This window comes from Streptomyces sp. NPDC006365, assembly GCF_042870755.1.
In the GTDB taxonomy this organism is placed as follows: Bacteria; Actinomycetota; Actinomycetes; order Streptomycetales; family Streptomycetaceae; genus Streptomyces; species Streptomyces xiangluensis.
The window spans coordinates 1-25,689 of the sequence record NZ_JBIAHS010000018.1 but is presented as its reverse complement, the minus strand read 5'-3'; the positions used below and the strand labels follow the sequence as shown (position 1 = coordinate 25,689).

20 protein-coding genes and 8 pseudogenes are annotated in these 25,689 nt (G+C 68.1%); 9 read left to right on the top strand and 19 right to left on the bottom strand.

The features are described 5' to 3' along the window. The first annotated feature begins 36 nt into the window (after positions 1 to 36). Positions 37 to 561, top strand: a complete 525-nt coding sequence (locus ACFYO0_RS35470) for a hypothetical protein (RefSeq protein ID WP_388684505.1) — start codon at positions 37 to 39, stop codon at positions 559 to 561. 914 nt (positions 562 to 1,475) lie between these two features. Here ACFYO0_RS35470 and ACFYO0_RS35465 read toward each other — a convergent pair. Beyond that, positions 1,476 to 1,936 (bottom strand): annotated as a pseudogene (locus ACFYO0_RS35465) (site-specific integrase); the annotation flags it as partial. Between ACFYO0_RS35465 and ACFYO0_RS35460 the strand changes: the two are divergent. Beyond that, positions 1,931 to 2,545: pseudogene (locus ACFYO0_RS35460) on the top strand (ISAzo13 family transposase); the annotation flags it as partial. The pseudogenes ACFYO0_RS35465 and ACFYO0_RS35460 sit on opposite strands and share 6 nt — an antisense overlap. Positions 2,546 to 2,648: 103 nt before the next feature. On the opposite strand, the gene ACFYO0_RS35455 reads toward ACFYO0_RS35460, so the two are convergent. Genes ACFYO0_RS35455 through ACFYO0_RS35445 form a run of 3 tightly spaced genes read right to left on the bottom strand, consistent with a single transcriptional unit; the run spans position 2,649 to position 6,493 of the window. Beyond that, positions 2,649 to 4,040: a hypothetical protein gene (locus ACFYO0_RS35455; protein ID WP_388684502.1), complete on the bottom strand. Its 1,392-nt coding sequence runs from the start codon at positions 4,038 to 4,040 to the stop codon at positions 2,649 to 2,651. A gap of 59 nt (positions 4,041 to 4,099) precedes the next feature. Then, the gene (locus ACFYO0_RS35450; protein WP_388684499.1) at positions 4,100 to 5,470 is read right to left on the bottom strand and encodes an MFS transporter; all 1,371 of its coding nucleotides are present in this window, start codon (positions 5,468 to 5,470) and stop codon (positions 4,100 to 4,102) included. A gap of 21 nt (positions 5,471 to 5,491) precedes the next feature. Further along, positions 5,492 to 6,493 carry an MBL fold metallo-hydrolase gene (locus ACFYO0_RS35445; RefSeq protein WP_388684497.1) on the bottom strand — a complete coding sequence of 334 codons (1,002 nt, stop codon included), beginning with the start codon at positions 6,491 to 6,493 and terminating at the stop codon, positions 5,492 to 5,494. 126 nt (positions 6,494 to 6,619) lie between these two features. Here ACFYO0_RS35445 and ACFYO0_RS35440 point away from each other — a divergent pair, with 126 nt between their 5' ends. Beyond that, complete coding sequence (locus ACFYO0_RS35440) at positions 6,620 to 7,516, top strand: LysR family transcriptional regulator (RefSeq protein WP_388684495.1); 897 nt, start codon at positions 6,620 to 6,622, stop codon at positions 7,514 to 7,516. Positions 7,517 to 7,950: 434 nt separating this feature from the next. Here ACFYO0_RS35440 and ACFYO0_RS35435 read toward each other — a convergent pair. The 3 pseudogenes from ACFYO0_RS35435 to ACFYO0_RS35425 all read right to left on the bottom strand — a co-directional run. After that, positions 7,951 to 8,262: pseudogene (locus ACFYO0_RS35435) on the bottom strand (transposase); the annotation flags it as partial. Then, positions 8,252 to 9,237: pseudogene (locus ACFYO0_RS35430) on the bottom strand (sensor histidine kinase); the annotation flags it as partial. The pseudogenes ACFYO0_RS35430 and ACFYO0_RS35435, both read right to left, overlap by 11 nt. After that, a pseudogene (locus ACFYO0_RS35425) lies at positions 9,234 to 9,362 on the bottom strand (DNA-binding response regulator); the annotation flags it as partial. The pseudogenes ACFYO0_RS35425 and ACFYO0_RS35430, both read right to left, overlap by 4 nt. Between ACFYO0_RS35425 and ACFYO0_RS35420 the strand changes: the two are divergent. Continuing rightward, positions 9,354 to 9,521, top strand: a complete 168-nt coding sequence (locus ACFYO0_RS35420) for a hypothetical protein (RefSeq protein WP_388684493.1) — start codon at positions 9,354 to 9,356, stop codon at positions 9,519 to 9,521. The pseudogene ACFYO0_RS35425 and the gene ACFYO0_RS35420 overlap by 9 nt on opposite strands. Before the next feature lie 138 nt (positions 9,522 to 9,659). Further along, entirely contained in the window at positions 9,660 to 10,946 is a 1,287-nt protein-coding gene (locus ACFYO0_RS35415; RefSeq protein WP_388684491.1) for a DUF418 domain-containing protein, read from the top strand. Positions 10,947 to 11,911: 965 nt separating this feature from the next. On the opposite strand, the gene ACFYO0_RS35410 is transcribed toward ACFYO0_RS35415, so the two are convergent. Next, a complete protein-coding gene (locus ACFYO0_RS35410; RefSeq protein WP_388684488.1) occupies positions 11,912 to 13,714 on the bottom strand; it encodes an ABC transporter ATP-binding protein in 1,803 nt (600 codons plus the stop codon). Positions 13,715 to 14,221: 507 nt separating this feature from the next. Here ACFYO0_RS35410 and ACFYO0_RS35405 point away from each other — a divergent pair. Further along, positions 14,222 to 14,644 (top strand): annotated as a pseudogene (locus ACFYO0_RS35405) (PIN domain nuclease). Positions 14,645 to 15,079: 435 nt separating this feature from the next. Here the strand turns inward: ACFYO0_RS35405 and ACFYO0_RS35400 are convergent. The 8 genes and pseudogenes from ACFYO0_RS35400 to ACFYO0_RS35365 form a co-directional block, all read right to left on the bottom strand. Next, positions 15,080 to 15,493 (bottom strand): annotated as a pseudogene (locus ACFYO0_RS35400) (GNAT family N-acetyltransferase); the annotation flags it as partial. Between the two features lie 52 nt (positions 15,494 to 15,545). Next, a complete protein-coding gene (locus ACFYO0_RS35395) occupies positions 15,546 to 16,097 on the bottom strand; it encodes an RICIN domain-containing protein (RefSeq protein ID WP_388684487.1) in 552 nt (183 codons plus the stop codon). Positions 16,098 to 16,240: 143 nt separating this feature from the next. Continuing rightward, positions 16,241 to 16,432, bottom strand: coding sequence for a hypothetical protein (locus ACFYO0_RS35390; RefSeq protein WP_388684485.1), 192 nt, complete (start codon positions 16,430 to 16,432; stop codon positions 16,241 to 16,243). Between the two features lie 359 nt (positions 16,433 to 16,791). Then, the gene (locus ACFYO0_RS35385; RefSeq protein WP_388684483.1) at positions 16,792 to 17,100 is read right to left on the bottom strand and encodes a transposase; all 309 of its coding nucleotides are present in this window, start codon (positions 17,098 to 17,100) and stop codon (positions 16,792 to 16,794) included. 190 nt (positions 17,101 to 17,290) lie between these two features. Then, positions 17,291 to 18,046 carry a metallophosphoesterase gene (locus ACFYO0_RS35380; RefSeq protein ID WP_388684480.1) on the bottom strand — a complete coding sequence of 252 codons (756 nt, stop codon included), beginning with the start codon at positions 18,044 to 18,046 and terminating at the stop codon, positions 17,291 to 17,293. 420 nt (positions 18,047 to 18,466) lie between these two features. Next, on the bottom strand, positions 18,467 to 18,733 hold the full coding sequence (locus ACFYO0_RS35375) for a hypothetical protein (protein ID WP_388684478.1): 267 nt from the start codon (positions 18,731 to 18,733) through the stop codon (positions 18,467 to 18,469). 387 nt (positions 18,734 to 19,120) lie between these two features. Then, positions 19,121 to 19,537 (bottom strand): hypothetical protein, encoded by a 417-nt coding sequence (locus ACFYO0_RS35370; RefSeq protein ID WP_388684475.1) that lies wholly within the window; start codon positions 19,535 to 19,537, stop codon positions 19,121 to 19,123. 113 nt (positions 19,538 to 19,650) lie between these two features. After that, on the bottom strand, positions 19,651 to 20,370 hold the full coding sequence (locus ACFYO0_RS35365; RefSeq protein WP_388684473.1) for a DUF5677 domain-containing protein: 720 nt from the start codon (positions 20,368 to 20,370) through the stop codon (positions 19,651 to 19,653). A 254-nt stretch (positions 20,371 to 20,624) separates the two neighbouring features. Here ACFYO0_RS35365 and ACFYO0_RS35360 point away from each other — a divergent pair. Next, positions 20,625 to 21,241, top strand: a pseudogene (locus tag ACFYO0_RS35360) (DUF1152 domain-containing protein); the annotation flags it as partial. 43 nt (positions 21,242 to 21,284) lie between these two features. Next, complete coding sequence (locus tag ACFYO0_RS35355; RefSeq protein WP_388684471.1) at positions 21,285 to 22,070, top strand: DeoR/GlpR family DNA-binding transcription regulator; 786 nt, start codon at positions 21,285 to 21,287, stop codon at positions 22,068 to 22,070. A 353-nt stretch (positions 22,071 to 22,423) separates the two neighbouring features. Here ACFYO0_RS35355 and ACFYO0_RS35350 read toward each other — a convergent pair whose 3' ends face one another. The 3 genes from ACFYO0_RS35350 to ACFYO0_RS35340 form a co-directional block, all read right to left on the bottom strand. Beyond that, positions 22,424 to 22,831: an SseB family protein gene (locus ACFYO0_RS35350; RefSeq protein WP_388684469.1), complete on the bottom strand. Its 408-nt coding sequence runs from the start codon at positions 22,829 to 22,831 to the stop codon at positions 22,424 to 22,426. A gap of 246 nt (positions 22,832 to 23,077) precedes the next feature. Continuing rightward, positions 23,078 to 24,343, bottom strand: coding sequence for an IS701 family transposase (locus tag ACFYO0_RS35345; protein WP_388684881.1), 1,266 nt, complete (start codon positions 24,341 to 24,343; stop codon positions 23,078 to 23,080). A 435-nt stretch (positions 24,344 to 24,778) separates the two neighbouring features. Then, on the bottom strand, positions 24,779 to 25,195 hold the full coding sequence (locus tag ACFYO0_RS35340) for a TetR/AcrR family transcriptional regulator (RefSeq protein WP_388684467.1): 417 nt from the start codon (positions 25,193 to 25,195) through the stop codon (positions 24,779 to 24,781). A gap of 95 nt (positions 25,196 to 25,290) precedes the next feature. Between ACFYO0_RS35340 and ACFYO0_RS35335 the strand changes: the two genes are divergently transcribed. Then, the gene (locus tag ACFYO0_RS35335; protein ID WP_388684465.1) at positions 25,291 to 25,491 is read left to right on the top strand and encodes a type II toxin-antitoxin system VapB family antitoxin; all 201 of its coding nucleotides are present in this window, start codon (positions 25,291 to 25,293) and stop codon (positions 25,489 to 25,491) included. Positions 25,492 to 25,689: the final 198 nt, after the last annotated feature.

Genomic DNA, 25,689 nt, shown 5'->3' with positions numbered 1-25,689 from the left:
GTGTCAGGGCGCCCCGATGCAGCGAGAGGGAGGGCAGTGCAGACCGAGACGTGGGTGGGGCTAATCGGTTTCGGAGGCGCAGTGGTGGGGGCGGGAGGAGCGCTGCTGGGCGGATGGCTCCAGCAGCGGCACCAGGCGAGGATTGCGAAGGCCGAACGCCGGGAGGAGCGCCGGTACACGGCGGGCCAAGCCGCGCTGGACATGCTCATACACTTTCGCCAGGCTACCGCAAACCGGATCGATGAAGAGGAGAGTGAGAACGCCTGGACCGAGGTGTTCGTCGAGTGGAGCGTGACCTTCGACGCTGCCCTCTACGTGGTGCCCGATGCCGACGAGATGCGCGACCGGGTATTCGGCATCATGGGGTTCATTGGATATCACGAGGCTCTGGGCCAAACCCACAGTGAGGCGAATCTTTGGATTGACGCCCTCTGCAAGGAGGCCATCGCGGTGCTCTCCGCCTTCCTGCGGGAGGAACCGCTCCCGGAACCCTCGCAGTTCTTTCTAGATCAGCGAGAAATGGTGAGGGCACACCTCCGAGCCCAGCGAGACCCGTCATGACGCCGGTCAGTCGCTCGTAGCCCAGAAACCTTCATGCCCAACTACGGCCCGCGCCTTGAAGCGGCCAAGGAGCCTCTCCACGCCCATCTGTACGGTGGAGCCGGCGAGTCAGGACGCGACCGACGCACCACAAGCGCACCAGATGGAGCGGGAAACAGCGGGGCACCACGGTGAAGGGGACCAAGGGCGATGAGGCCTGGTGCCAGGCGAACGCCCAGTTCAGCAGCCTTATCCACCCCAAATGATCGCAGCTTCCCAAGCTGCGTCACCTCAGACACAGCAAGGGCCTTGATGCCTACCACCAGCATCAAGGCCCTTCCGGTCGTCAGCTCAGACAGGAAGCAGCAGACCAGCTGCGGAACCTTCTGCGACCGCCGCGGCCACCATCAGAACGGCCTCACGTGACTTTCGCATTTTGCTCATGGTGTTCTCCCTTCGAGTAGCGCGGGCAGTTGCGTTACCTGACGTAGTGCTTCCTAGGACCAGTGCAACGAACCTCAGTGCCAACGCGGCCGAAGCGAGTACGAGGAAGGGCGCAAGGGGAATCGAACCCCAAACTCCTGCCCCTAGTCTCAACTGACGACGCGCCGAGCATACATGGACCACTTCAGCGCGAGTGCTCAAACCGAGCCACAGTCCTGTCGAGAACGGCCGTGCCAGATGCGTGCCAGGTCGTGCGGGGAACCACGGGGAACAGCAGGTACCGAAGCGGTGGTCAGCCAGGGCGCCAACGCGCTCCGCCGCAGGTCAACAGGACACCCCCAGCCGGAGCACCCAAGCTTCCCAAGCTGAGAGCGCGAGTTCGATTCTCGTCACCCGCTCCATGCGAAACCCCCAGGTCAGAGACCCGGGGGTTCTTTGTTGTCCAGACCGGTGCACGGGTGGTGCACCACAACCGCGCCATTAGCTCTCCGTTAGCTTCCGGTGGACTCCTCCTTGTGGTGCGCGGTGTTGTCCTTGTGGTGCTTCGCACGCTCGGCGCTCACCATCTCGTCGAGTCCGGCGGCCACCTCGCGCTGCCGCTCGTTGTCGGAGTGCTGATAGATCAGCGCCGCCTTCTCGGAGGACTGGCCGGCCCGGACCGTGGTGTCCTTCAGCGTCGCACCGGAACGCGTCGAGAGCGTGTGTCCAGTGTGACGAAGATCGTAGAAGCGGAAGCCGTCCGGCAGGCCGACGGCAGTACGGGCACGCCGCCACTTCCGGCCGAAGGATGTCCGGCGGAAGGGAGCTCCCTCCTCACCGACGAAGAGGAGGCCATCAGGCCCCTTCTCTGCGTACCAGGCGAGGTGGCGTTTCACCTCCTTCCCAGGAAGGCCGGAAGGACGACGAAGCGTACGCCCGCGTCCGACTTGGTCGCGCCGGGAGCTGCAGCACCATCGGAGCGACCACGACACGCAGCGGACTGTCCGTCCATGCCGAGCTCGACCCCGGCGCCTACCCCACCGGCGTCACCGTCCCCGACACCGTCATGGAACGCCTGCCCATGACGCCGCACGAGTGGCACGGCACGTGGAACTACACCCTGCGCCCCGAACCACTCGCTCCTGAATTGTCCCCACCCTGCGCAGAGTTCGGACGCTTTCCCACCGGCGACAAGCTCCCCATGTAGCTGCGGCACCCCAGCCTCACCGGACTCGAACCCGCCGCCTTCGACGATCTCGCCGCCCGTTACCAAGCCTGGTGTGCCGGGCATCCGCCGATCTTCCTGCCCGGCAAACGCCCCGACGGCGGCCCCGGCGCCGGCAGCAGACGACTCTCCGTCGCCGACCAGCTTGTCGTCTTCCTCCTCACGAAGCGCTGGTCCATGGCCCGGACACCACTCGCCGAGGCAACCGGCCTGGCCAAGAGCCGGATCGGCGCGACCCTCCGAGAGGCCACACCCGTGCTCACCGCGCTCGGGTACACGGTCCCGGTCGGCGTCCTCACCGTGACCACGACACAACAGCTCGCCGAGATCGCCGGGCACGACCTCACGCCCCCGTAACCCTCACCAAGATCTAGGAGTTATTGTTCGGCAGCTTCCTGAGCCTATGAGGCCGGGGCCTTCTGGTGGCAGGAGACCCCGGCCTCTGTTGTAAACCCGGGGGTCAGGGGCGGTCGGCTGGGTGAGCGAGATCGTAGGGGCGCGGGTAGGGGCCGGGCTGGTAGGCGGTGTAGCGGGCCGGGGTCGTGGGGTCGGCGGCCGCGGCGCGGTTGTTGAGGGCGGCGGCGTCGGTGTCGGGCCAGTGGCCGGTGGTGATGCGGTCTTCCAGGGTGTTGAGGGCGCCGAGGCGTTCGGCCGCGCTGAAGGAACAGTGGCCGGCGTTGTCGACGTAGGCCCGGCGCAGCAGGGCACCGGAGCCGGCTGCGGTCACGGCGCGGTGGTAGGCGTTCTCGACCTGCACCGGCAGAGTCGGATCGCCGATGGTGTGGATGTCCATCTGGGGTTTGGTCAGCTTGCCGGTGAGGGCGCTGGTGGTGCTGGTCTCGGCCAGGGCAGCGGGGTTCTCACTGATCGTGGGGGCGTGATTGAGGGTGGTGAGGTCGTCTTTCAGGGACAGGCCGGCGGACTTGTAGAGCTCGCCCACTCCCTTGGCCACGGAGGACTTCGCCAGCAGCGCGGCGAAGTTCACCCCGGTGGTCCAGGAGGGGTTTCCGCCCGCTCGGGCCTCGGCGTCCTGCCGACGTATGAAGGTGCGCTGCAGGAAGCCCAGGATCGCCGAGTACTGGTTGGCCTCCTGGGCGGCCCAGTCGGTGGGCGCGGGGCGGGTCTGGTTCGCTGAGTTCCAGACCGGGATGTTGTGCAGGGCGGCGGCGAGGGCGATCCGGGCCCGGCCTTCGGGGGTCGACTGCGCCTCGGTGACAGCGGCGGTCAATGCGCCCGCGGCATCGGCGGCGGCCTGCGGGGAGGACAGGTCGGTCAGCGGGATGTCGGCGTCGGGCGCGATCAGGGTCTTGAGGGCGAAGACCGTGTCGAGGGCGTCGTTCCAGTTGGCGACGCCACCCTGGACGAGGCCGCACATCGACAACGATCCGTCGATGCTGTTCCCGTGGCGCTCGGCGATCGCCGTGGTGACCAGGCCGCCGAAGGAGTCGCCCCAGGCGATGGTGCGGCGGGCCGGGCCGAAGCGACTGGTGAAGGCGTCGAGGGTCTGCATCTGGCTGGGAACCGCGTCGGCGATGGCGAAGCCGGTGGTGGCGTAGGAGGAGCCGATGAGTGCGTATCCCTGTGCCAGCAGCAGGGACTGGGTCGTGCCGTCGGGCGCGTCGCGGGCCGGGTTGCTGCTGCCGGGGTCGACGTAGCCGTGGCTGTAGACGAGGACGGTGCCGTTCCAGTCGGCCGGGACATCCATCATGTACGTCGCGCCCGAGGGGAGTCGGCCTTCGACGTGGGTGGTGTCGTTCGTCGCCGAGTGCGCGGCGGGCGACGCGGTGGCCAGGAGGAGCGTCGTGAGGGTGACCGCGACAAGGTTGGCGCAGCGGGCGGCTCTCGGTGCCACAGGGGTCTCCTTCGCGGAGGGTGGGCCGGCGGGTGTGTGGTGCCTGGGCGCGCGGGCGGTCAGCTGACCGGGTTCTCGGCCTCCTGCCGTCCGCCTGTCGCGCTGGTGGCCGGTTCCTGGGGTGACAGGTCGGCGTCACGGGTTTCGGCTATGCGCCAGATGCAGACGATCGTGGCCAGTGCGGACGCGGCGACGAACAGGGCGACGAAATGGGTGTCGCCGTCGCCGTAGGCGAGCAGGCTGGTGGCGATGAGCGGGGAGAAACCGCCGCCGAGCAGCGAGGACAGTTGGTAGCCCAGGGAGGCGCCGGTGTAGCGGTGGCCGGTGCCGAAGCTCTCGGCGGTGACGGCGGGCCAGGGGGCGTACATCACCGGCTGAAGCACGCAGCGGCCGATCAGCAGGGCGGCGAGCATGCCGGCCGTCGACCCGGACTGGATCGTCTGGAACAGCGGGTAGGCGAGTACGACGGTGGCGACGGCGCCGGTGAACATGACCGGGCGGCGACCGTACCGGTCGGACAGGGCGGCGACCGCGGGCAGGATCGGCAAGGAGATCGCGGATCCTATGGCCAGCACGAGCAGGACGGTGGAGCGGTCGTGTCCTTCGTTCACGGCCAGGGTGATGATGAACGTGCTCCACAGGGCCTGGATGACCAGAGGGCCGAGTCCGAGGCCGGTGGTCAGGACGAGGTTGCGCGGATGCCGCAGGACCTCCAGGACGGGCAGTCGTGAAGGCTTGGGATTGGTGCGCTTCTGCGCGGCGAAGGCCGGGCTCTCCGCCACCCGTGAGCGGACGAACAGTCCCACCGCGAGCAGCACGATGCTGAACAGGAAGGGGATGCGCCAGCCCCAGGCGAGGAACTGCTCGTCAGGGAGCCAGGACACCGCCAGGACGGCCAGGGTGGACAGCAGTGATCCGAGCGGGGCGCCCATGGTGGTGAAGCTGCTCCAGAAGCCGCGCCTGCGGCTGCCCGCGTGTTCGGTGGTCATCAGCACCGCGCCGCCCCATTCGCCGCCGATGGCGAAGCCCTGGACGGTGCGCAGGAGGACGAGCAGGACGGGGGCCCAGACCCCGATCGCGGCGTAGGTGGGAAGCAGCCCGATCAGGAAGCTGGCCAGGCCCATCGTCGTCATGGTCGCCATGAGCATGGACTTGCGGCCTACGCGGTCGCCGAAGTGACCGATGATCAGGCCGCCGACGGGGCGGGCGAGGTAGCCGGCGGTGAAGCTGCCGAAGGCGGCGATGGTGCCCACCGCCGGGTCCAGGCTGGGGAAGAACAGCTTGTTGAACACCAGCGCGGCCAGGGTGCCGAACAGCAGGAAGTCGTAGAACTCCATGGCGGTGCCGAGCAGCCCGGAGACGGCCACACGGCGGAGCTGGGTCGGGGAGGGCGGAGCGGGGGTGAGCGGGGCAGGGGTGGGCTGCGACATCGGAGCCTCCGGGGACGCGGTTCAGGAGATGAGCGGGATCCTCTGCAGGTCCTCGCCGACGATCAGCCGGCCGGTGAAGTGCTCACCGGCCTCGTGCCAGCGGGGACGGTCGATCTGGGCGGGGACGAGGTGGTTGAGAACGAGCGTGCCGACGCCGGCCTTCTGGGCGACGCGGCCGACGTCGGGGATGGGGGTGTGCGCCGAGGTGTGATGCGCGATGGTCGCCCGCGCGCGGGGTGTGTCCACGGCGCCGTGGGTGCGCTGCACCCACTGCTCGTCGATGACCTCGTGGACCAGCACGTCGGCGCCGGTCGCGAGCGTGATGACGTTGTCGCAGACCCCGGTGTCGCCGGAGAAGACCACCGACCCGCCGGCGGTGTCGAAACGGAACGCGTACGCGGGGCTCATCGGCGCGTGCTGGACCAGGACTGCCGACACCTCGACCCGGTCGTCCTGGTAGACGGGGAGGGGGTCCATCGGCGGCGCGGCCGCGGTATCCGGGTCGAACGGCACGGAAGCCGGCAGCTCGATGTCGTACGCCTCCAGAAGGCGGCCGGGATGGCTGCGGCCGTTGTCCCGCATCCGGTCGTTGATGTCGGTGGCGAACGCCTGCGCCAGGTGACGTACGGTCGCGGCGAAGCCGGGCATCGGGTCCTCCGGACACACCACGTCCTGCGCCCGGAGATCGGCCGAGGGCGCCGCCACGCGGCCCCGGGAACCGGGCCCGTACAGGTGCACGGGCCGGGTGACGTCCTCCAGGTTCTCGTACCAGCCGAACAGCAACAGGTTGGCCAGGTCGGCGATGTGGTCGGAGTGCAGGTGCGTGACGAAGCCCGCCCGCAACTGGCCGAGGTCCAGGCCGGCGAGCTTGCTCTGGCGGCAGGCACCGTAGCCGAAGTCCACGAGGTAAAGCGCGTCGCCGACGACCACCGCCGAGGCGATGCCCGCTCGGTTCGTACGAAGGCGGGGGCCTCCCGCCGTACCGAGCAGGACGATCTCCGTCCCCGACGTGATCTGCTTCATCGCGTGCGGCTCCTCAACAGGGCGATCGACCGGGCACCTCGATTGCACTCCTGCACGAGCCATACGACAAATACCGATTACCCTCGGAGGGGCATAGGAAATTTCTATATCAGGCTGGGAGGGGCTGTGGAACGCAGGCAGATCGAGTACTTCCTCGCGGTCATCGACCAGGGCAGCATCACCGCGGCCGCCGCCGCACTGCACGTCTCCCAGCCGTCGCTCTCCCACGCCATCAAGCTGCTCGAGTCCGATCTCGGCGCGGAGCTGTTCCACCGCATGCCCCGAGGTGTCCGCCTGACCCCCGCAGGCGAGGCGTTCGCAGGGCAGGCGCGACTGATCGTCCGCGAGATGGAGACCGGCCGGGCCGTGGTGAAAGCCGTGTCGGGGCTCGTCGCGGGACGGCTGGACCTCGTCGCGCTGCCCGGCGTGCTGCTCGACCCGCTCGCCGCGGTGATCGGGCAGTTCCGGTCACGCCATCCCCAGGTCCGCATCCGCGTCACCTCGGCCGAGCGCCCCGAAGAAGTCCGTGAGGCGGTCCGCTCCGGCGCCGTCGAACTCGGCCTGACCGACCGTCTCGACCCCACTGAACGCGACCTCGCCGGCGAGCTCGTCACCGAGCAGGACATGGTGCTCGCCCTGCCGCCCGGCAGCCTCCCGCCACCGGGCGGCGTCGTCCGCGTGCCCGACCTGCTCGACCTCGAAGTGGTCACCGGCGTCCGCGACATGGTGGTCGACATGCTGGCCGGGGCGGGCGTCGACAGCGCCACCGCGTTCACACCCGCCGTCGAGACCGAGTTGCGCGGATCCTCCCTCTACCTCGTCCTCGCCGGCGCCGGCGCCGCGGTCCTTCCCCGCACGCTCGCCGAACTCGGGCGAGCCGGCGGAGTCGTCATCGTTCCCTTCGACCCACCCCAGAGCCGCCACTCGTACGTCCTGCGCCGCGCGGCACCCCTGTCCCCGGCAGCGCAGGCGCTGCACAGCCTGCTGTGCCGTGGGGACAACCGCAGCGCAGGGGCGGTGTGATCGCAAGAGCCAGAGCGACACCATGACGACCAGATCACCGCCGCGCACGACCGTCCGGGCTCCTCGGCCTGGTGACCGACGTTCGACGGAACCGTTCCCGCACCCACCTGCAGTGGGATCGAGGGGCCGAGGTAAGTTCCCGCAGCTGTCGCGCCGCTTGAGTGGCCTCGTGCACCTCGACATGGGCAACGCCGGTCGGAGGGCCGACGGCTGTACGCGGCCTGGTAGGCCAACTCTGAGGGCCGGTACCCCCGTTTCCGGGCCACGAAGACGGCAATGGGGATGAGACGTGACTTCTCGTCATACCGTCCCACCCGCGCGCGGTAGCGTCCCTCGTGAGGCCAACGGAGAGGAAGCACGCAGCATGCCGCAGCCCACGGACAGCACCCGCCCTCAAACCCCGCGCGGACTTCGGCGCGGGCTGGGCAGTCACAGCGAGATGCTTTCGAAGCCAACTTCTCACTGTGCACGTCGTAGCGCGGGGTGGGCCGTGTGTTCTTGCGGCCGGGTGGTCGCCCCGGGCCGGGGCGGGAGGATTTCGGTGCTCTGGCGGGGCATGCTGCCTGCGGGCGCAGGTGCCGAAAGTCGCGGCGGACGCGGGCCGGGGTGAGCCTGTTCGGCGGGCTCGGCTTCTCCCACGGCCGGCGCAGGTCGGCCGCCAGCGGCCGGGCCAGCCGCAGCTGCGTGTAGACGGCGAGGATCAGCCAGGTCCACCGGTCAGCCGCCTCAGGAGTACGACGGGCGGGTGGGGGCGGTGTTGGTGACGGTGACGCCGAAGTGGTGGGCGTCGTGCCACAGGCGTACTTCGGCGCGGGCGCCGGGGGCGTGCTTGCGCACGTTGGTGAGGGCTTCCTGAACCGTGCGGTAGACGGTGCGCTGGGCGGTCGTGCTGATGCCGGGCGGGAGCCCGCCAGTCAGGGTGGTCTCGATGCCGCTGTTGGCGATGAGCTGCTGGAGGTCGGCGAGGGTGGGCTGAGGGGTGAGTTCGGTTTCCTTGCCGCCGGAGGCTCGGAGCAGGGTGACCATGTGGCGGAGTTCGTCGAGGGTGTCGACGCTCAGAGTGCGGATGGTGCGGGCGGCCTCGCGGGCGTCGGGGTCCTTGGCGGCGACCTGGAGGGCTCCGGCCTGGACGGCGATGAGGCTGACCTGGTGAGAGACGACGTCGTGCATCTCGCGGGCCAGCTGGGCGCGTTCGCGGGCGAGGACGGTCTGAGCGTGCAGGGCGCGTTCGTGTTCCCGGGCCTCTTCGACCTCGACGAGCTGGAGGGCCACGTCGTGTCTGGCCTGGACGAGTTGGCCGAACAGCACGGGGGCGGTGGCGGTGGCCAGCGTGTAGACGAACTGAATGAGCGTCCAGGTCCGGTCGTCGGCGAATCCCTCGGACAGGGACCAGGCGAGGGTGCCTGCCGTCGCGTTCAGCAGGCGCAGCCGGCCAGCAGCGGGCGGTTGCGGGTGGACGCGGCCAGTGTGTACAGGGCGGTGATCTGCGCGACCGCCACGTCCATGAACAGGGTCATGGGCAGTGTCAGCAGGAAGACGGCCAGCGGAAAGCGTCTGCGCAGGAACAGCGCTGCGCTGCCGAGGGCGACGCAGGACCAGACGAGGGGGGTGGTTCCCTCGCCGTAGAGGTTGATCCAGGCGTCGAGCACGGCGAGTGCGACGAGGCCCGCGTCGACCGCCCAGGGCGGTACCCGCCGCCACGGTGCCCGGCCCGTGCTCATCGTCCGTTGTTCCGTGCCGCGTCGTCGCTCTTCTCGCTGAGCAGTCCGGCGCGCTCGGCGAGCAGTGCGGCCTGGACACGGCTGGTGACCCGCAGCTTGGTCAGGATCGAGCTGACGTGGTCGTCGAGTACGTGGTCTTCGCCGTGAACGTGGTGCTGCTGTTCGCCTGGGGCGTGCTCGCGGCCCGCGCCGCAGGTCGCACGTGGGGCTCCGCCCTGAGGATCGGCCTGGTGGACGCGCTGCTCGGGCTTGTCGTCGTGGTGGCCAACGCCGTCATCAAGTAGGCGGGTGGGCCGTCCAGGCCCGCTGACCGGCCGGGGGGCTGGTCCGCCGGTCGGCGGGTTGGTCCCGGCCGGTCGGCGGGGGTGTCACCGAAGTCTGCCGGATGGTCCGCCTCCTGACGGCACGGCGAGGTTGTCCGTATGACACAGATACAGCCGCCGCAGGAGACTTCGGCTCCGCAGGAGAACTCGCCTCCACGGCCCGCGACCTCGCCCGGGTCCGACGGGAAGGTCTTGAGCAATCCCTCGATGGGACGTCTGGTCGGGGTGGATCTGGCCCGTGCGCTGGCGGTGTTCGGCATGTACATCGTGCACATCGGCCCGATGCTGGGGAACACGAGCGGCGTCGGTACGTGGGTCCGGTTCCTGGCCGACGGTCACTCGTCGGTCCTGTTCGCCACCCTCGCCGGGTTCTCACTGATGCTGATCGCCGGCCGCCGTGAGCCGAAGACCGGCCTCGCCGGCCGCCAGGCGAAGGCGCGGATCGCGATCCGCGCCGTGATCCTGCTGACGCTCGGCAGCGTGCTGGCGATCGAGTACGGGGACGTCATCATCCTCGGCTTCTACGGCGTCTACTTCCTCCTCGCCCTGCCCCTGCTGCGGCTGTCCGCCAGGACTCTGGCGATCATCGCTGCGGGGCTCGCGCTCGTCACGCCGCAGCTGGCGTTCGTCCTGAAGATGTGGCTGGGCGGGTCCGTCCTGCAGAGCATCAACGCCTACGACCCGCTCGAGAAGCTCAACGACGTGGGAGTCGTCGATCTGCTGCTCACAGGCCTCTATCCGACGATCACGTGGATGCCGTTCCTGATCGCCGGCATGGCGCTGGCCCGCCTCGACCTGTCCGCCCCCGCCGTCCAGCGGCGCCTTGCCGCGCTCGGCGCCGCCCTCACCGTGGCTGCGTACGGCCTGTCCCTGCTGCTTGCGGGCAAGGACGCGGTGTTCGGCGGGATCGGGGGGTCGTCCGGCGGCTCAGGTTCGTGGTCCAGTGGTTCCGGTTCGTGGTCCGGTGGCTCCGGGGCGGGGTCGAGTGGCAGCGGGTCCGGCGAGCAACTCGTGTCGTCGGCCTCGGATTTGCTGGGTGCCGGGCCGCACACCGGCACCACGTTCGACATCATCGGCAGCGTGGGCTTCGCGATCCTCGTGATCGTAGGCGCGACGGTGCTGATGGACCGCCTGCCGCGCCTGCGTCGCCTGGCGAAACCGGTCATCGCCGTGGGCACCATGTCCCTGACGGCCTACGTCGGCCACTTCCTCGCACAGTCCGCGTGGCCCGCTTCCGGCGCCGGCACCACGAAGTCCTGGATGCCCGTGCTCACGTACATCCTGGTGGCGATCGTCTTCGCCGCGATCTGGTCCCGCTTCTTCCGCCGCGGTCCCCTGGAGTACCTGCTCAACGCGGCCACCAAGCCGGCGAAGTACGTCCGATGAGGCGGCCAGGCCGGGGCGGTCGGCCTACATGGCCTGCCCCGGCTCCGGCAGCCCCCGCGGCCCGCAAGGGCTGAGCCCATCACCCTTGCGGGAGGATCGGCCGACTCCGGTCGGCCGTGCGGGCCGACGCCCGACGGGGAATCCTGAAGCGCTGTCACTCCTCGTGGTCCTGGCCTGCACCTACATCCCAGGACGCCCGCCCTGGGCACCCATCCCGCCGATCAGCGGCAGCAACCCTGCCGGCAGCCTGGACTCCGGCCATCCGGAAGGCCGCCCGCGTCGCCGGACGGGTCGACGGCGAACGCGCTCGACCCTCCGGTCCCGCACGACGACACGCTGCCGGCCACCGCGCCACGCGAACCACGCGGACCCGGGCCGATGGCCCGCCGAACGGCTCACACAGGCCCCCGAGCGGCCGGGCTTGGCCCTCTTTCTTCCGTACGTGTCTCTTCCGTACGTGCTGTTGACCGAACCGAATCCACATGACGTTCGTGCTGATCGTGATCACTGCCGTGGTCGCCCGGTGGCCGCCGGATGCCCGCTTGTCGCCCGATGGCTGGAGCGGGGGCACGTCAGAGCCTCTCCGGTGCTGGTCCTCGCGGGAAATGTCACGAGGGTGTTCACACACAGCAGCCGGTTCGCGGCCACTCTCAAGTGGCCTCCTGGCCGTCATGGTTCATGCGTCGGATGCGCGGGTCACCTCCGCCTGATCAGCGCCGTGTGGCGGCCTGCGGCGCGAAAGGCGTACCGGTTCTCGTCGATGAGCCGGTGGTGGCCAGGTGAGGCGGCGGACTGGCGGCGGACTGAACGGGTGAGCGAGCCGCCTGGTGACGCAGGCGCTGTCCTCAGCCTCATGCGTCATGCGTCATGCGGCGCTCCGGTATCCGGCTGCTGTCCGGCGTCACCCCGCCACACAGCCGGGCTGCCCCCGCCGCGCGGCGGGGGCAGCCGGTGGGGCACCCGTCTCACCCGTGGGGGCGTACCGCAGGGGTCAGGAGCTGGGCCGCGGCGAGCTGTGCGTACAGCTCGTCCTTGGCCACCAGCTCCTCATGGGTGCCGATCGCGCGGACCTTGCCGGCGTCCATGACGACGATGCGGTCGGCGTCCGTCACCGTCGACAGGCGGTGCGCCACCACCAGGACAGTGGTCTCGCGCGCCGTCTCGGCGATGACGTCCCGCAGCGCCAGCTCGTTGACGGCGTCGAGCTGCGAAGTCGCCTCGTCCAGCAGCAGCAGCCGGGGTCTGCGCAGCAGTGCGCGCGCGATCGCGACGCGCTGGCGCTCGCCGCCGGACAGCTTCGAGCCGCGGTGTCCGACCAGGGTGTCCAGGCCGTGCGGGAGACGCTCGACGAGGGCGTCAAGCCTGGTCCGGACGAGGACGGCGCGGATGTCGTCGTCCGTCGCGCCGGGCGCGGTGAAGACCAGGTTCTCCCGCAGGGTTCCGGCCAGCACCGGGGCGTCCTGCTCGACGTACCCGATGACGGACCGCAACTCGGGCAGTGGCCACTGGCGTACGTCCTCGCCGTCGACCAGGATTCGGCCGCCGGTCGTCTCGTGGAACCGCTCGATGAGCGAGAAGACCGTCGACTTACCCGCACCCGAAGGCCCGACGAAGGCCGTCATCCCGGCGCCCGGCACCTCGAAGTCCACCTGCTGGTGGATGTACGGCAGCCCGGGCCCGTAGCGGAAGGACACATCCTCGAAGCGGACCGACGCCGGACGCCGTACGGCTACGGTCGCCTCGGGCCGCACCGGCTGCCGCGTGGCCGGCCGCTCTGCCGCAAGGCGGTCCACCTCCTTGATCCGGGAGATCGCGGCCGCGCCCTCCTGGTATTCGGAGGCGGCCTCGACCAGCTTGTACACCGGCTCCATCAGGTAGAAGAGGTACAGCAGGAACGCGATAAGTGTGGAGACGGGGATGTCCCCGGACGCCACCCGCGCCCCGCCGACCGCGAGCACCGCGAGGAACGCCAGCTCGACGGCGAGGTTGTCCGCCGTTCCCAGCAGGGCCTCCCACTTCGCGCCGCGCACGCCGTGGCGCCACGCCCGCCGGGCCGAAGCCTCGACGCGAGCGGTCTCCCGATCCTCGGCGCCGGACGCCTTCACCGTGCGGAACGCGCCGAAGACCCGCTCCAGACCGGTGGACATCTCCCCGACCGCGGCCTGGGAGCGTTCGGCGGCCTGCCCGATCTTCGGCATCACCAGGGCGGCGCCCGCCCCGACGACCGCGACCACGACGAGGGCGACGCCGAGCAGGACGGCGTCCAGGAAGGCCATCACCACGACCGCCGCGATCAGCGTCAGCATGCCGGTCGCGGCGTTGACCACCGCCTGGGTGCTGACGGCCCGCAGCAGCGTGGTGTCGGAGGTCACCCGGGACATCAGATCGCCCGGCTGCACCCGTTCCACCGCCGAGAGCCGCAGCCGCAGCAGCCGGCCGATGAGGCTGCGGCGAGCGGCCAGGACCACCGATTCCGCCATCCGCTCCAGCACATAGGCGCCGAATGCCTCGGCCACCGTGCTCAGCAGCACCAGCACGGTCAGGGCCAGCAGGATGGTGGCGATCGTGCCACCGGACGAGAGCCGGTCGACCAGCGCCTTCGTGGCCAGTGGCTGGAGCAGCCCGCCGGCGGCCCCTGCCAGCGCCAGCAGAAGACCGAGTACGACGGTCCACCGGTGCGGGCGGACGTACCCGTACAGCGCCTTGAGCGTCTCGCGGACGCGCAGGGACTCAGCACCCGTCGCCTCTGGGGCGGATGCGGTGTTCACAGGATTCCTTTCTTACGTGGTCGGCCGCGCACCGCGTCAGCGGCTGCGGGCACCGGGCCGCGCGGGTGCCTCGGGGGTCGGCTCAACGGGCCGGTTCGACTGCCCTCGTGGCGAGCGTGTGCACAACGTCATCGCGGAGCTCAGGGCGTACGACGGCCAGACAGAGGCCGCCCGCCGCCAACGCCATGCCGAGGAACTCCCAGAACTCGCTCCTGCGTCGCCCGGTGTACTGCGACCCGCCGCGCTGCATCGGCCGGTGGCCGGCAGGCGGTGTCGAGCTCCCTCTCGTGCGCGCACGGTGTCATACCACCAGCCTGGAAGCCCGGGCCCTTCTTCGACCATCCGGCGATCGTCGGGTGCACCCCCGCCAGGTGGCTGGCACCGCCGCCTACGAACCCCTCAGGGACCGCCTGGGCGCGCGGGGGCTACGGCTTCCGGCCTCACGCCGGAGGCCGACTCACGCTGCCGCTCACCCCGGAGTGCTGAAACACACCTGGGGCTCGAACAGTGAACGCCGCGCAATACCTGATCGACACCAGCGCGCTCGCCCGCCTGCTGCCCGGCGACGCCGAGCAGTTCGGATGGGACCAGGCAGCTGCAGCCGGGCTCATCGCCACCTGCCCCATCACAGAGCTGGAGTTCTTCTACAGCGCACGTTCCGCCGCCGACCGCGCACAAGGCATCGAGGACATGCGTGCGCTCTTCGGCTGGGTGCCGGTCGACGACCGCGCCTACGACCGCGCCTGGCAGGTTTAGGAGGTCCTCACTCAACGCGGACAGCACCGCAGCGCCGGAGCCGTAGACCTCGTGGTCGCCGCCACGGCCGAACTGCAGGGACTCACCCTGCTGCACCGTGACCGCGACTTCGAGTGCATCGCCGCCGTCACCGGCCAGGCACTCCAGTGGTACGGCCCCGAAGCCGGCAAGTGAGCTAGGACCGAGCGCCCTTCTGTTCCCAGGAAGTCGTCCCCGGACAGGGGCCTACTTCGCCGGAAGGCTGCGCTTTCGCCAAGCGTCTCGGAGCCGGTCATCCGACATGGCCGAGTCAAGCGCAGAGCCCGTTCATACAGGCGTTCTACCCCTCTTTCTTCGAAGGCGTGCCCATAGCGTGCCCGTAAGAGCGGACAACCACGGTCACCAGGGGTGCGATGACGCCCGCGCAACAGCATCGCCACAGCGAATCCATGCAGGTCAACAGCCATGTGGCTGTCCGAGCGCCGTCGCTTCCCAAGCTGAGAGCGCGAGTTCGATTCTCGTCACCCGCTCCATGTGAAACCCCCAGGTCAGGGACCCGGGGGTTCTTTGTTGCCCAGACCGGTGGCCCGGTCACGCACCACAACCGCACCATAAGAGCTGGGCTATGGCTCAATCGGACGGCGTGACCGAGGACCGCATGCCGAGCCACTGCTCAGCGTCCCAGGCCCGGAACCGCTCTACCTCGGTGAACCCCAGCTTTGCCGCGAGGCGCATCGAGCCGACGTTGGCGGTCTGGGTGGCGAGCACCACCGGGTCGCCGGGAAGGACGCCGTCGAACCAGTCGAGTGCCGCCGCGCACGCCTCGAAGGCGTACCCGAATCCCCATGCCCGCGACAGGAACAGGTAGCCGAGATCGGCCTTCCCCGCGGCAGCCGGGCGATGGTGCTCCGGTGCTGCCGAAGCCCGCACCCGCGGGATCACCCACACGACCTTCCGCCGCCTCACCGAGGCACTCGGCCTCCCCGGCACCCAGCGCCAAGCCCTCAGAGGACTTCTCGTCGGAAGCCGCCCTGGACAATACGAAGGCCCTCTCTGGTCCATCGTAGGGAGCTAGCCAGCCAACCCGACTCTGCATTCAGGAGCCGTCTTCCGGTATCACGAATGGCATGGCCAATAGCCACTGCTGGTTACCCCCGTCATGCGGCTCCCAGAACACGGGCATCGTCCTTGCCTCAGCGTCGTGAGGGCAATCCAACGCATGGCCTGTTCCCGCATTGATGATGCGATGCGCCCGAAGCCCAGGAGCGGGGAAGACGGCCCACCGTTGCCAAGCCGCACCGTTATCACTGCGCCCCCGCATGCGGGGGTGATGACCGGCCGCTGATGCCTGACCATCCAGCAGCAAGTTGTTGCTCGCGGAGATGATATGCACCTCCCGCCCATGGCCAGACGCCTCCAGGTACCACAACTGATGCGGTTGGCCATGTGGCCCCCAAAGGTGCGGATGGCTGCCATCTGCACTGTGAAGTGCAGTGTCAAGTGCCAACCCGCTGCTCACTGAAATAAGCAGGAACGGGCCGCTCGGTTGACGTCCACGACGCTTGAAGAACGCACCTACATCGTTCGTGCCTATCTTCAGAAACGGAAGACCTATCTCGGCACTGACCTGACGGTCTCTCGGAAGCATGGCCGCCATCCTAGGTTGGCGCGTTATTCGTCGTGCGATGTTTGCAGGATCTTGAAACGGTGCGGCAACCCCCCGGAGGACAGAGGTGTCTAGTCCCAGGTGATGTTTGACGTTCTGGTCCCAGTTGATGCTTGACGGTGGGCCTAGACAACATCGGAAACCTTGAAGGGCTTGTTCGCTTTCACGTGCCGGACGGGGATGTCGGTGGTGCGCTGGATGACGCGGACCTGGCCGTCCAGGTGGACGGTGAGGGTCGCTTCCGCCACGTGCACGGTCACGGTCCTGCCCGCGTACGGGCGGCCGCGCCCGGCGGCGCGCTGCGTGCATGCGGGCAAGGGCGGGACGTCATCCGCGAGTACAAGATGATGCCTGCGGCGAGGGATCGGCCGGCACCGGGATAGAGGGGGGCGCCGTTCCCGACTGCGGGTCCGTAGGGGCGTGCGCGGGGAGCTTCCACCCCGTCCGCCGCCGACCCAGGCAGAGCCGAGCAGACGCGGCCCATGGCGTCCAGGTCGTTCGTACAGTGGCACGCTCCACCTGGACGCCATGAACCACGCCGCTCCACGGAGTGTGGGTCGACGGCGGACGGGATGGAAGCTGGGATAAGTGGTGGGTTGAGGCTGTCAGGAGGCGATGGACAGTTCCCGCAGTACGGGCTCGACCCCCAGGTGAGGGTGCTCGTCGAGGAGCGCAGTCACCTGGGCCGGGTCGAGTCGGGCTGGGCCGCGAAAAAAGCCGAGGCCGTCCGCAGGACCTCGTTCGCCCGCTTGAGCTGGGCGTTCTCCTTGCGCAGCGCGGCGAGCTCGGCGCGCTCGTCGGTGGTGAGCCGGTCGCCGCGCTCACCGGCGTCCGCCTCGGCCTGCCGGATCCAGCCGCGCAGCGCCTCCGGGTGCACCCCGAGGTCGACGGCCAGCTTCTTGATCTGCGGCTTCGGATCGGCAGTGCGATACATCCGTACCGCACGCTCACGCAACTCCAACGAGTACTTTCTGGGGGCAGCCATGGTCGATGTTCCTCTCATGAGTCCCATCTGCCCCTCTGTCACCGACCTCCGCATCTCGGGGGAACCTCACCCGTAGTTCGCATCGAGGGGCAGGCGGGGCCGCCTCTGGGCCGTCCGAGTCCCCTCGGCAGTGGCCAACGATGCCCCAACGAGGACAATCGGTAGTGCCCCGAGGCTCATAACTGGGCCATCAGTTGGTGACGCATCGGTAATGGGTGGTCAGCCGTCCTTCATCGTCCAGGACGTGGAAGGCGAGCGCGGGAGGCTGATCCAGGTCGACGTAATCCTGAGGGTGGGCGCGGCGCTCCCAGGGGAGGCGGAGGGTGGAGGCGACTCCCGGGGCCACCAGCAGCGGGCGCTCGGCGAAGGTGGTGGCCGCGGGGGTGTGGGCGTGCCCGCACAGGAAGGCCACGAGATGGGGGTGCCGGTCGGCGAGTGCAGCCAGCCGCTCCTCCCCGAACTGGCGAATCCCGTCAATGAAGGGCTCGTGCAGCAGGGCCGGGGGGTGGTGGAAGCCGACCAGGACGGGCACCCTTTCGGGGGTTTGGGCCAGCACGTCCTCCAGCCACGTGAGCGTCTCGTCCTCGAGGTAGCCCTCGTGCTTGCCCGGCACCGAGGAGTCGCACAGCGCGATGACGGCATCGGCGGCGCGGTGCACCTGGTTGACCGGGGCCACCGACCCCGGTTGCCCCAGCAGGTGTTGACGGAACGCGGCGCGGTCGTCGTGGTTGCCGGGGCAGACCAGCATCGGGTGCCGGGAGACCAGCAGTTTGCGAGCCTCCTCGTACTCGGTGGGCAGGGCGTGGTCGGCAATGTCACCGGTTACCAGGACGGCATCCAGGTCGTAGGGGAGGTCGTCGAGGTAATCCATGACAGTTCGGGTGCGGTCGATGCTGCGTTGCCCGTCGTCGATATGGATGTCGCTGAGGTGAGCGATTACGACCACTTTCGGGACCCCTTCTTCACTTCGTCTACTCGGCCATGAACCTACGGGGCCAACTGGCTATGGAGACGGACTGTTACTCGATGGCACCGCGCGCCGCCTCGCCCAGGACCTCGCCGATGTACCTGGCGTCGGATTCGCTGGTGCGCCAGTTGCTGAACGCGGCTCGCAGCGCCGGCCTGTCCGAGGGAACTTACGAGGCATGGGCCGGCCGACCCAGGCCCCGACGCGTGCCACAGTCGTGCCACATCAGGCGGTCAACCACAGTCAACGACGGTTCATGGCGGCACCGAGGTGCCGCTGACGTGGATTCCACGCCGTGGCCGACTTGACCAGGGCGAAGGCTCCGTAGAGCACTCCCAGGCTTACAGCAGTGATCATGAGTTGCAGCGAGGTCCTGGACCGTTCGACCGCCCGCGTGGTTCAGCTTTCGGCCCTACCCGCGCACCAGACCACGAGCCGGTCTGCCATGTTGTCAATCTCCTGCCGCGTTGGTGCCAGGCCGAAGTGATCTCCCATTTCGGACCACAGGAACTCGCTGATCTCCGCTCTCCCGGCCCCGCGGTGCAGGCGGCTGAGGAGCGGGGCAATCATGCAGTCGTACTCGTCATTCACAGCGTCGGCAACCCCGATGGGATCCCACTCGTTCAACAGGTGCCGAAGACCGTCCTGCGCATCTATGGGCTTCATGTGGCCATGATTCCAGCCTGCGTGGAGCGCCTCACTACGGGTTCGAGCGGGGGTGGGGCTGACATCAACGACGGTGGACACGTACAGATCCCGGCGGTGCCCTGTGGAGTGGAAGCACGACTCATGACATGACGGTCCAGCAGCGGACCAGTACGTCGATCGAACTCCTAAAGCGGTGATCGCTCGACCCACCGCTGCAGGCGGGCGAAGGCCACCAGTAACCGCACCACTAGGTCCGAGCGCACCACTCGAGCCATCCGCGACCACTCAACCGCCTGAAGCAGTGGCGAGGCATCGCCACCCGCTACGAGAAGACCGCGCCATCTACCTGGCCGGACTCCACATCGCAGGCATCTTCCTCTGATCCGACCGCTGATTCGCCTGAGACTACGTCCTGGCGATCTCTCGCCGGAGCTGCTGGGTAAAGCGGCGAAGGAGGTCCAACGTCTCATGGTGCTCGGCCCTGCGATCGTCCCTGCCCTCACTGGGCCGGGACTTCCAGACTCGACGCGCGAGAATGTTGGCGAGTTCGACGGTGTCGTCGGCACACACTAGGTAGAGGGCCGACCGGGCTTCCTGCATCCGGCCCGCCAGCTCGTTGCCCCCAGCACCGTCGTCACTCAGCTGTGTTTCCCGGAGGTAGTCGATCAGCTGAGTCACGGCAGTGTTGAAGCCGATCCCGGCTTTGAGCTTCTGTTCGCGAAGCCACATGCGGTCTTGTCGGCGCGCGGTGAACCAAGAACCGAACACGGCCCCTATGAGGCCGAAACCGGCGCCGATGGCCACGGACAGGATGTTCACCACGGTCAGCTCAGCTCCCCCCGACACACGATCAACGCCAGGCTACAGAAGCCGTCGAAGGTGCCCAACCGATGAGCGCTCACGCACCAAGGATTCGGTGATCCGAAAGAGACGGCCTAACTGATCGCAGGCAGGATCGGCGGCAGCCCGAGGTCTCTTGCCGCCGAGCGCAAGAACTGCTTGCGCGGCTTCCCGCTGACCATCTCATCGAATGCCCGACCCGCCCAGATGACGCACATGGCAGCGGTCGCCTCCACAACGGAGTTGCCCGTTCGGGGCTCGCTGCGGAGGCTGGGCGGTTCCGTTGCCGTCTCGATGAAGGTGAAGGCGCCGACCGTACTCGGGTGAGCGAAGCCGCAGAGGTGGCGGTACACCGAATAGAGCTCCCTCTTGGGATCGATCTCGTCGCACTGCGTCTGGAACTTGCGGAAGGCCTCGCTCTCGTCAGTCTTCTCGACCGGCTCACTCTTGATCAGGTCAATGAGGTCTTGCGGCAGTTTGAACGCCTTCTCCAGGTCCGTTAGCGCGGCCAGGTTCGTACGTCCGCCCTCAGCCAGCACCCCGAGCGCACCTGCGTCGCCCTTCTGCGAGAGCCAGTGCAAGCTGATGGTTGTCTCGAACATCGTCCGAAGCAGAGGCAGCGACTCGTGGCCGTACCCGAGATCCACGAGATGCAAGGCCGCCTCCGCGAGGCGATGCACCTCAGCACACCAACCGTGCCCGATAAGTACAGATCGGTATCTGCGCTGCTTCGTCTCGATCTGCCCAGCTCCGCGGTAGTCAGCGACGATCTTCTCGACGGCCTCGCGGTACTGCTGAGGCGTGACGTCACCCATGCGCTTTCCCTATTTTCGTTGGGGTTGCAGGCTACTTGACCATCAGCAGGCCGATTCATGAATTTCGTCCGCCCTTCAGCGCCCTCAGGAAGCACCCCCTTGAACGTCATATGGGAGGGCGCCGTGACGCCCTCCCACTTACAAGATGCGAGGCAGGGCCCCGCCTAGGAATTGGACCCCTGTGCCTTACGGAGATCCTTCTCACGTTCCGCACGCACCATCTCATCGAGCCCGGCCGCCACGTCGCGCTGCCGCTCGTCGTCGGAGTGCTGATAGATCAGTGCGGCCTTCTCAAATTCGACGACCTGCGCACTGCACTCGGCCCCGTTTGTCCACACCTTCACATCGAAGGAGGTGGAGCCGATCAGCTCGGTCCTGGAGTGGCACCCGTCCGAGGCGACCGGGATGCTCGCGGCAACGGCCCGAGGCGTACGCGGCACCTGCGAGGTACGGGACGCAGGCCTGCCCGTACCTCTCACGGACGAGGGTCCGAGGGTCCACGAGGTCGACATGGACGAGGCGTTGAGCCGCAATCAGCTGGCGCGCGGTCCTGGCAACCGAGAGCCTGGACGAGGTCGAGGCACACAGCCGCGAAATCTGCGGCTACTCGGAGATCGACTACGAGCGCAACAAGGCCACATGGCTCAAGGAGCAGCCGACGACCGAGTTGGACGCCCAGACCGTCTTGCCAGCGCTCGACAGGTTCGAGACCGAGGCCGCAGCACGTGGCATCACCCACACCACGTTCCGCCACATCACCGAGGTCCTGAACTTCAACAGCCGCCAGCGTCAAGACCTTCGCGAACTGCTGATCAACTGCCGTCCGGAGCAGTACACAGCACCACTGTGGAGCATCGTCCCCACTGTCTGAGCAAAGGGTGTAGCGGTCAAGCGATGACCTGTAGTGTCGCTGCGTGCTGGCTGAACAACGACACCAACTCATCCTGCGGGCGCTGCGGTTCGGCGGCACCGTCACCGTGACCGAACTCTCAGACCAGCTGGGTGCCAGTGCGGCGACCATTCGCCGGGACCTGCTCAAGCTGGAAGAGGACGGGTTACTCACCCGCGTCCATGGGGGAGCACTCGTCCGACGTCCGAGTGCCGAAGAGGGTCCTACACCTTTTGCCGAGTCCGCCGACGTTCGGGTAGATGAGAAGGACGCGATAGCCGCCGAGGCCGCCACTATGATCAAGGACGGCCAGTCGATCATTCTCGACTCCGGCACAACGGTCTACCAGTTGGCGCGCCAGTTGCATGGACGCCAACTCACCGTGATCACTAACAACCTTGTGGTGTACGAGGAACTCGCGCAAGAGGAAAGCATTGAACTGATGCTGCTCGGCGGCATGGTCATACGCGAGTCACGCTCGCTGGACGGTTTCATGACCGAGAACCACCTCCGCCACGTGCACGCTGACTGGCTGTTCATGGGTGCTTGCGGCATTCGCTCCGGCGGCCAGGTCATGGACACCACGGTCAACGAAGTACCTGCAAGACGCGCCATGATTGCTGCTAGCGACAAGGTCGTACTCCTCGCAGACACAGGCAAGTTCCCCGGAACGGGCATGGTGAAGATCTGCGACCCCGAGGACCTGGATGCAGTCGTGACCAACACATCCTCGGACACGGCAACGTGTACAGCCCTGGAAGAGGCAGGCGTGACGGTGATACGGACGGCTCCGGCCACAATCAGCGCCTAACGACTGCTGACACGGGACGCGCGATGTAGGTGACAGGCTTATGCCGGAGTGGATCTGTGCTCGCTCACAAGATCACGAGTTCAACTCATCGCTGAGTAACAACCTTCTCTACGGGTTCAAGGCGGCTTGCTCCGCTCGCCGCGCGCGGCCCGGCCCCGGCCGAGCCTGCGCTCCTGTCTTCCGCCCCGCTCCAGCCCGGCCGGCGCCCATGCCGCGCTCTACAGCAATCAGCCGCCTGATGCCAGAGAAGGCGTACGTCATGGCTGGGGCGGTCGGCTCCACGGCTTTACGGAGGCCATGATCACTCGCGCCAAAGCAGCTCCCGGCCAAAGTCGCTACGCCGACCTGTCCTTTCAGGCGAGGCAGCGGGCGAGCAGCCACCGCGCTTCGTGTGCGGACAGGGTCAGCGAGTCCTCGTTCCCGGCATCGATAACCAGCACTACTTCATCGGTCGGCCAATAAGCGGCCAACTGCCGCAAGGTGACAGGCCGGTAGCAGGGCACCTGGGGGAAGGCCTCGCGTAGCCGCTCCTCCGACGTGAAGACCATGACCGCAGGCGCGAAATTCACGCTTTCGATCACCGGCAGCACAAACCGCACGAACTCACTGCGGCCACGGGTGTATCGGATCCCGCTGACCGCCGGGATCAACACATCACAACCCGCCAGCGCCTCCAACGCCCGGCTGTCGGGCACTCTGGCCAGATCGCGCAGAGCATCCCGCGCTACTGCCTCGAAGAGCTCGGCGGGGATCTCAGTCATGGCACCATACCTTTGCTGGACGAGCCCGCCACTCGATACATCGCGCCTACCCGCGATCAGCCCTGTCATGCGGGGAGACCGGCCGCGACGGTGCCGGACAGGCCGTTTTCACAGGTGTCGTACGTCCGAACCACTCGAAGCTGGGACTGCGGGGCCAAGTGATCAGCCGTACCCAAGCACGGATAATCTTCGGTCAGTATCAGGCGATCTGGGACGACCTAATACTCCAGCTGTAGATCGGGATCTTCACGGCCGGCCTGCCGCTTGTTGTCGGTAGAGGCACTGGCGTGCGCGGGCTTGATGCCGGCGTCGCCAGTGTGACCAGCGCAGGCGGTGTGCCAGGTCGTGGACTGGGCTGATCAGTGCCGCGAACAGGTGCTGAATCTCGTTGCCGGTCAAGGGGATTAGGCCGTCGGGGGAGGGTCGGTCGCGGCGTTCGGTGGCTGCGGTGATGGCGAGGAAGGCGTGGGCGAGCATGGCGAGGGTGACCCAGCGGTGCCAGGAGGTCCAGCGGCGGACCTGGTGCTCGTCCAGGCCGGCCAGGCCCTTTCCGGCTTGGAACGTCTCCTCGATCGTCCAGCGCCGTCCGGCCACCCGCACCAGCTCGGACAGCGGCACCGGGCGGGGCGAGAAGCAGCGGTAGTAGGCGAGTTCGGCGGTGCGGCGGTTGCGGCGGACCAACAGGCACCACTGGCCGAGCCGACCGGTGAGGCCGTGGATGTCGATCTGTGCCCAGTCGTAGTACCGCTCGCCCTTCGCGCCTGCCCCGGCCGACTGCCGCTGCCGGGCCCGCTTCGGGATCCGCGCGGCCAGGGTCTTCGCCTGGATCTTCCCGGCGTGCGTCATGACGGGGTGAGTGCTGGAGACGGCCAGGACGTAGCCGGTCCGGCGGTGTTCCAGGGTGGTCCGCAGGTGCGGGTTGTCGCCGTAGACCTCGTCTCCCGCGACCCAGCGCGCGGGTGTTCCCGCGTCCAGGGCACGCTCGACCATGCGGGCGGCGAGTTGGGGCTTGGTGGCGAAGGTCAGACCGTCGGGGATGCCCGCGCTCCGGCAGCGGTCCGGGTCCTCTGCCCACGAGCGCGGCACGTACGGGGCCCGGTCGATGGCAACGTGTCCGCGGGCGGCGGAGTACACGAGATAGACGGCGACTTGGGCGTTCTCGATGCGGCCGGCCGTGCCGGTGTACTGGCGCTGGACGCCGACGGTCGCCGTGCCCTTCTTCAGATCGTCCGTCTCGTCAACCACGAGCACCGCCTCGGTGTCGTGCAGGTGCTCGATCACGTAGGCGCGTATGTCGTCCCGGACCGCGTCGGCGTCCCATTTCGCGCGGTGGAGCAGGTGCTGCATGCCGTCCGGAGTGGCGTCGCCCGCGTGCTCGGCCAGGGTCCAGCAGTTCTTGCGCGGTAGGTCCGACAGCAGCCCGGAGACCAACCGCCGCACCCGGCGGCGGGGTTCAACTCGGGCGAACCGGCCCGCGATCCGCTCATCAGAGCCTCGAAGGCCTCCTGCCAGTGGGCAGGCACTACGCTGGCGCCCGAGGCCGCCGCGTGATCATTGGTTGTCCACACAACACCTAATGATCAATGACGGCCTCACCTGCTTGGACGCCACCAGAACCAGTAGTCGAGACCGTCGGCCCGGTAGCGAGCCCCCGCATCGAACCGCACCTCGCCCACCAGTTGCCTTGCGTCATCAGGCGCCTGACGGTGCGGAGCCAGGAGCAGCGCCAGCTCGTCGTAGCGGGCGTCGATCCCGGATGCCAGCCCACGTAGCGGCGGACCTCGTACTGGTCCAGGCCGCACTCATTCTTCGCCGCCTGGAAGCAATTCTCTTGTGCACACTCCGCGCCTGATCCAGCCGCGAGCCCGCCCGTCCCGATCTTGTTCATCAACCAGTCGATAGATCAACGAGATCATCTGCAAGGCAGGTCGCCAGGAGTGGCGCGTCTCAGCCGCCGTCCCGGATCGCCGCGAGGCACTGGTCGTAGAGGTCCGCCAGGTCGAGTCGCCCTTCGCTCGCGGCCCAGAGTTCAGTCGCCGTGTCGACGCAGGCGAAGACCGCCGCGACGATCGCCTTGGCGCGCAGGTCGGGGGCCGGGCCGGCGGCGCTGCCCAGGCGGGCCTGGACGATCGGGACGAGTTCGGTCTGCCAGCGCAGCCGCTTCTCGATGTAGCGGGCGCGCAGTGAGGGAGTCTCGAAGATCAGGCGGGACAGCTCCAGCACCCGTTCCGGGGCGGGGTTGGCGGTGAGGATCGCCTCGAATCCGGCCCGCAGGGCGTCCCAGGCGGACACCTCGGCCGGCTGCTGCTCGATGGTCTGCTTCAGCAGCTCACCCAGCGCCTCCTGGTCGCCGCAGTCAAGCAACGTTCGCCCTGTTGTTGGTCCTGTGCGTGAACCTCAGCGGGACGAGTCGCTGCTGTGGGGCTGTTAGAGTCCCGGACCGACGAAAGGGGCCGCTCATGGCAAAGGTCAACATCAGTCTCGATGCCGAACTGGTGGTGGAAGTGATGGTCATGGCCGGGGTCGGCTCGCCCCAGGACGCCGTCGAAGCGGTCGTGCGTGACTACATCGCCCGGGGACACCGTACTGAGGCACGCACCGAGCTCAAAGACCAGAGCCTGCGCGAGGTCGAGGTCAAACCGCAGGAGTCTCAAGGCTGACCAATGTGATCGCGTGACGTCGCTCCAGTTCCGTTGTCACGCGTGGCGAAACCGCCACGGCGACGACCGGCACCCACGCGCCGAAGACAGGGCGAAGGTTGCCTACTGAGGTCTTCGGATTGTTGTCGGTCGGTGGGTGAGCGTGAGTCCGGTGCCGGTGAGGCAGCCATCGATCAGGTCGGGGCGGAACTGAATGTG

Excerpts from the sequence above, each read along its gene's own strand:
- ACFYO0_RS35450 (WP_388684499.1), bottom strand. The coding sequence starts at position 5,470 with ATGTCGCAGCCCACCCCTGCCCCGCTCACCCCCGCTCCGCCCTCCCCG.
- ACFYO0_RS35445 (WP_388684497.1), bottom strand. The coding sequence starts at position 6,493 with ATGAAGCAGATCACGTCGGGGACGGAGATCGTCCTGCTCGGTACGGCG.
- ACFYO0_RS35415 (WP_388684491.1), top strand. The coding sequence starts at position 9,660 with ATGACACAGATACAGCCGCCGCAGGAGACTTCGGCTCCGCAGGAGAAC.
- ACFYO0_RS35395 (WP_388684487.1), bottom strand. The coding sequence starts at position 16,097 with ATGCTTCCGAGAGACCGTCAGGTCAGTGCCGAGATAGGTCTTCCGTTT.
- ACFYO0_RS35385 (WP_388684483.1), bottom strand. The coding sequence starts at position 17,100 with ATGGCTGCCCCCAGAAAGTACTCGTTGGAGTTGCGTGAGCGTGCGGTA.
- ACFYO0_RS35375 (WP_388684478.1), bottom strand. The coding sequence starts at position 18,733 with ATGAAGCCCATAGATGCGCAGGACGGTCTTCGGCACCTGTTGAACGAG.
- ACFYO0_RS35365 (WP_388684473.1), bottom strand. The coding sequence starts at position 20,370 with ATGGGTGACGTCACGCCTCAGCAGTACCGCGAGGCCGTCGAGAAGATC.
- ACFYO0_RS35350 (WP_388684469.1), bottom strand. The coding sequence starts at position 22,831 with ATGACTGAGATCCCCGCCGAGCTCTTCGAGGCAGTAGCGCGGGATGCT.
- ACFYO0_RS35335 (WP_388684465.1), top strand. The coding sequence starts at position 25,291 with ATGGCAAAGGTCAACATCAGTCTCGATGCCGAACTGGTGGTGGAAGTG.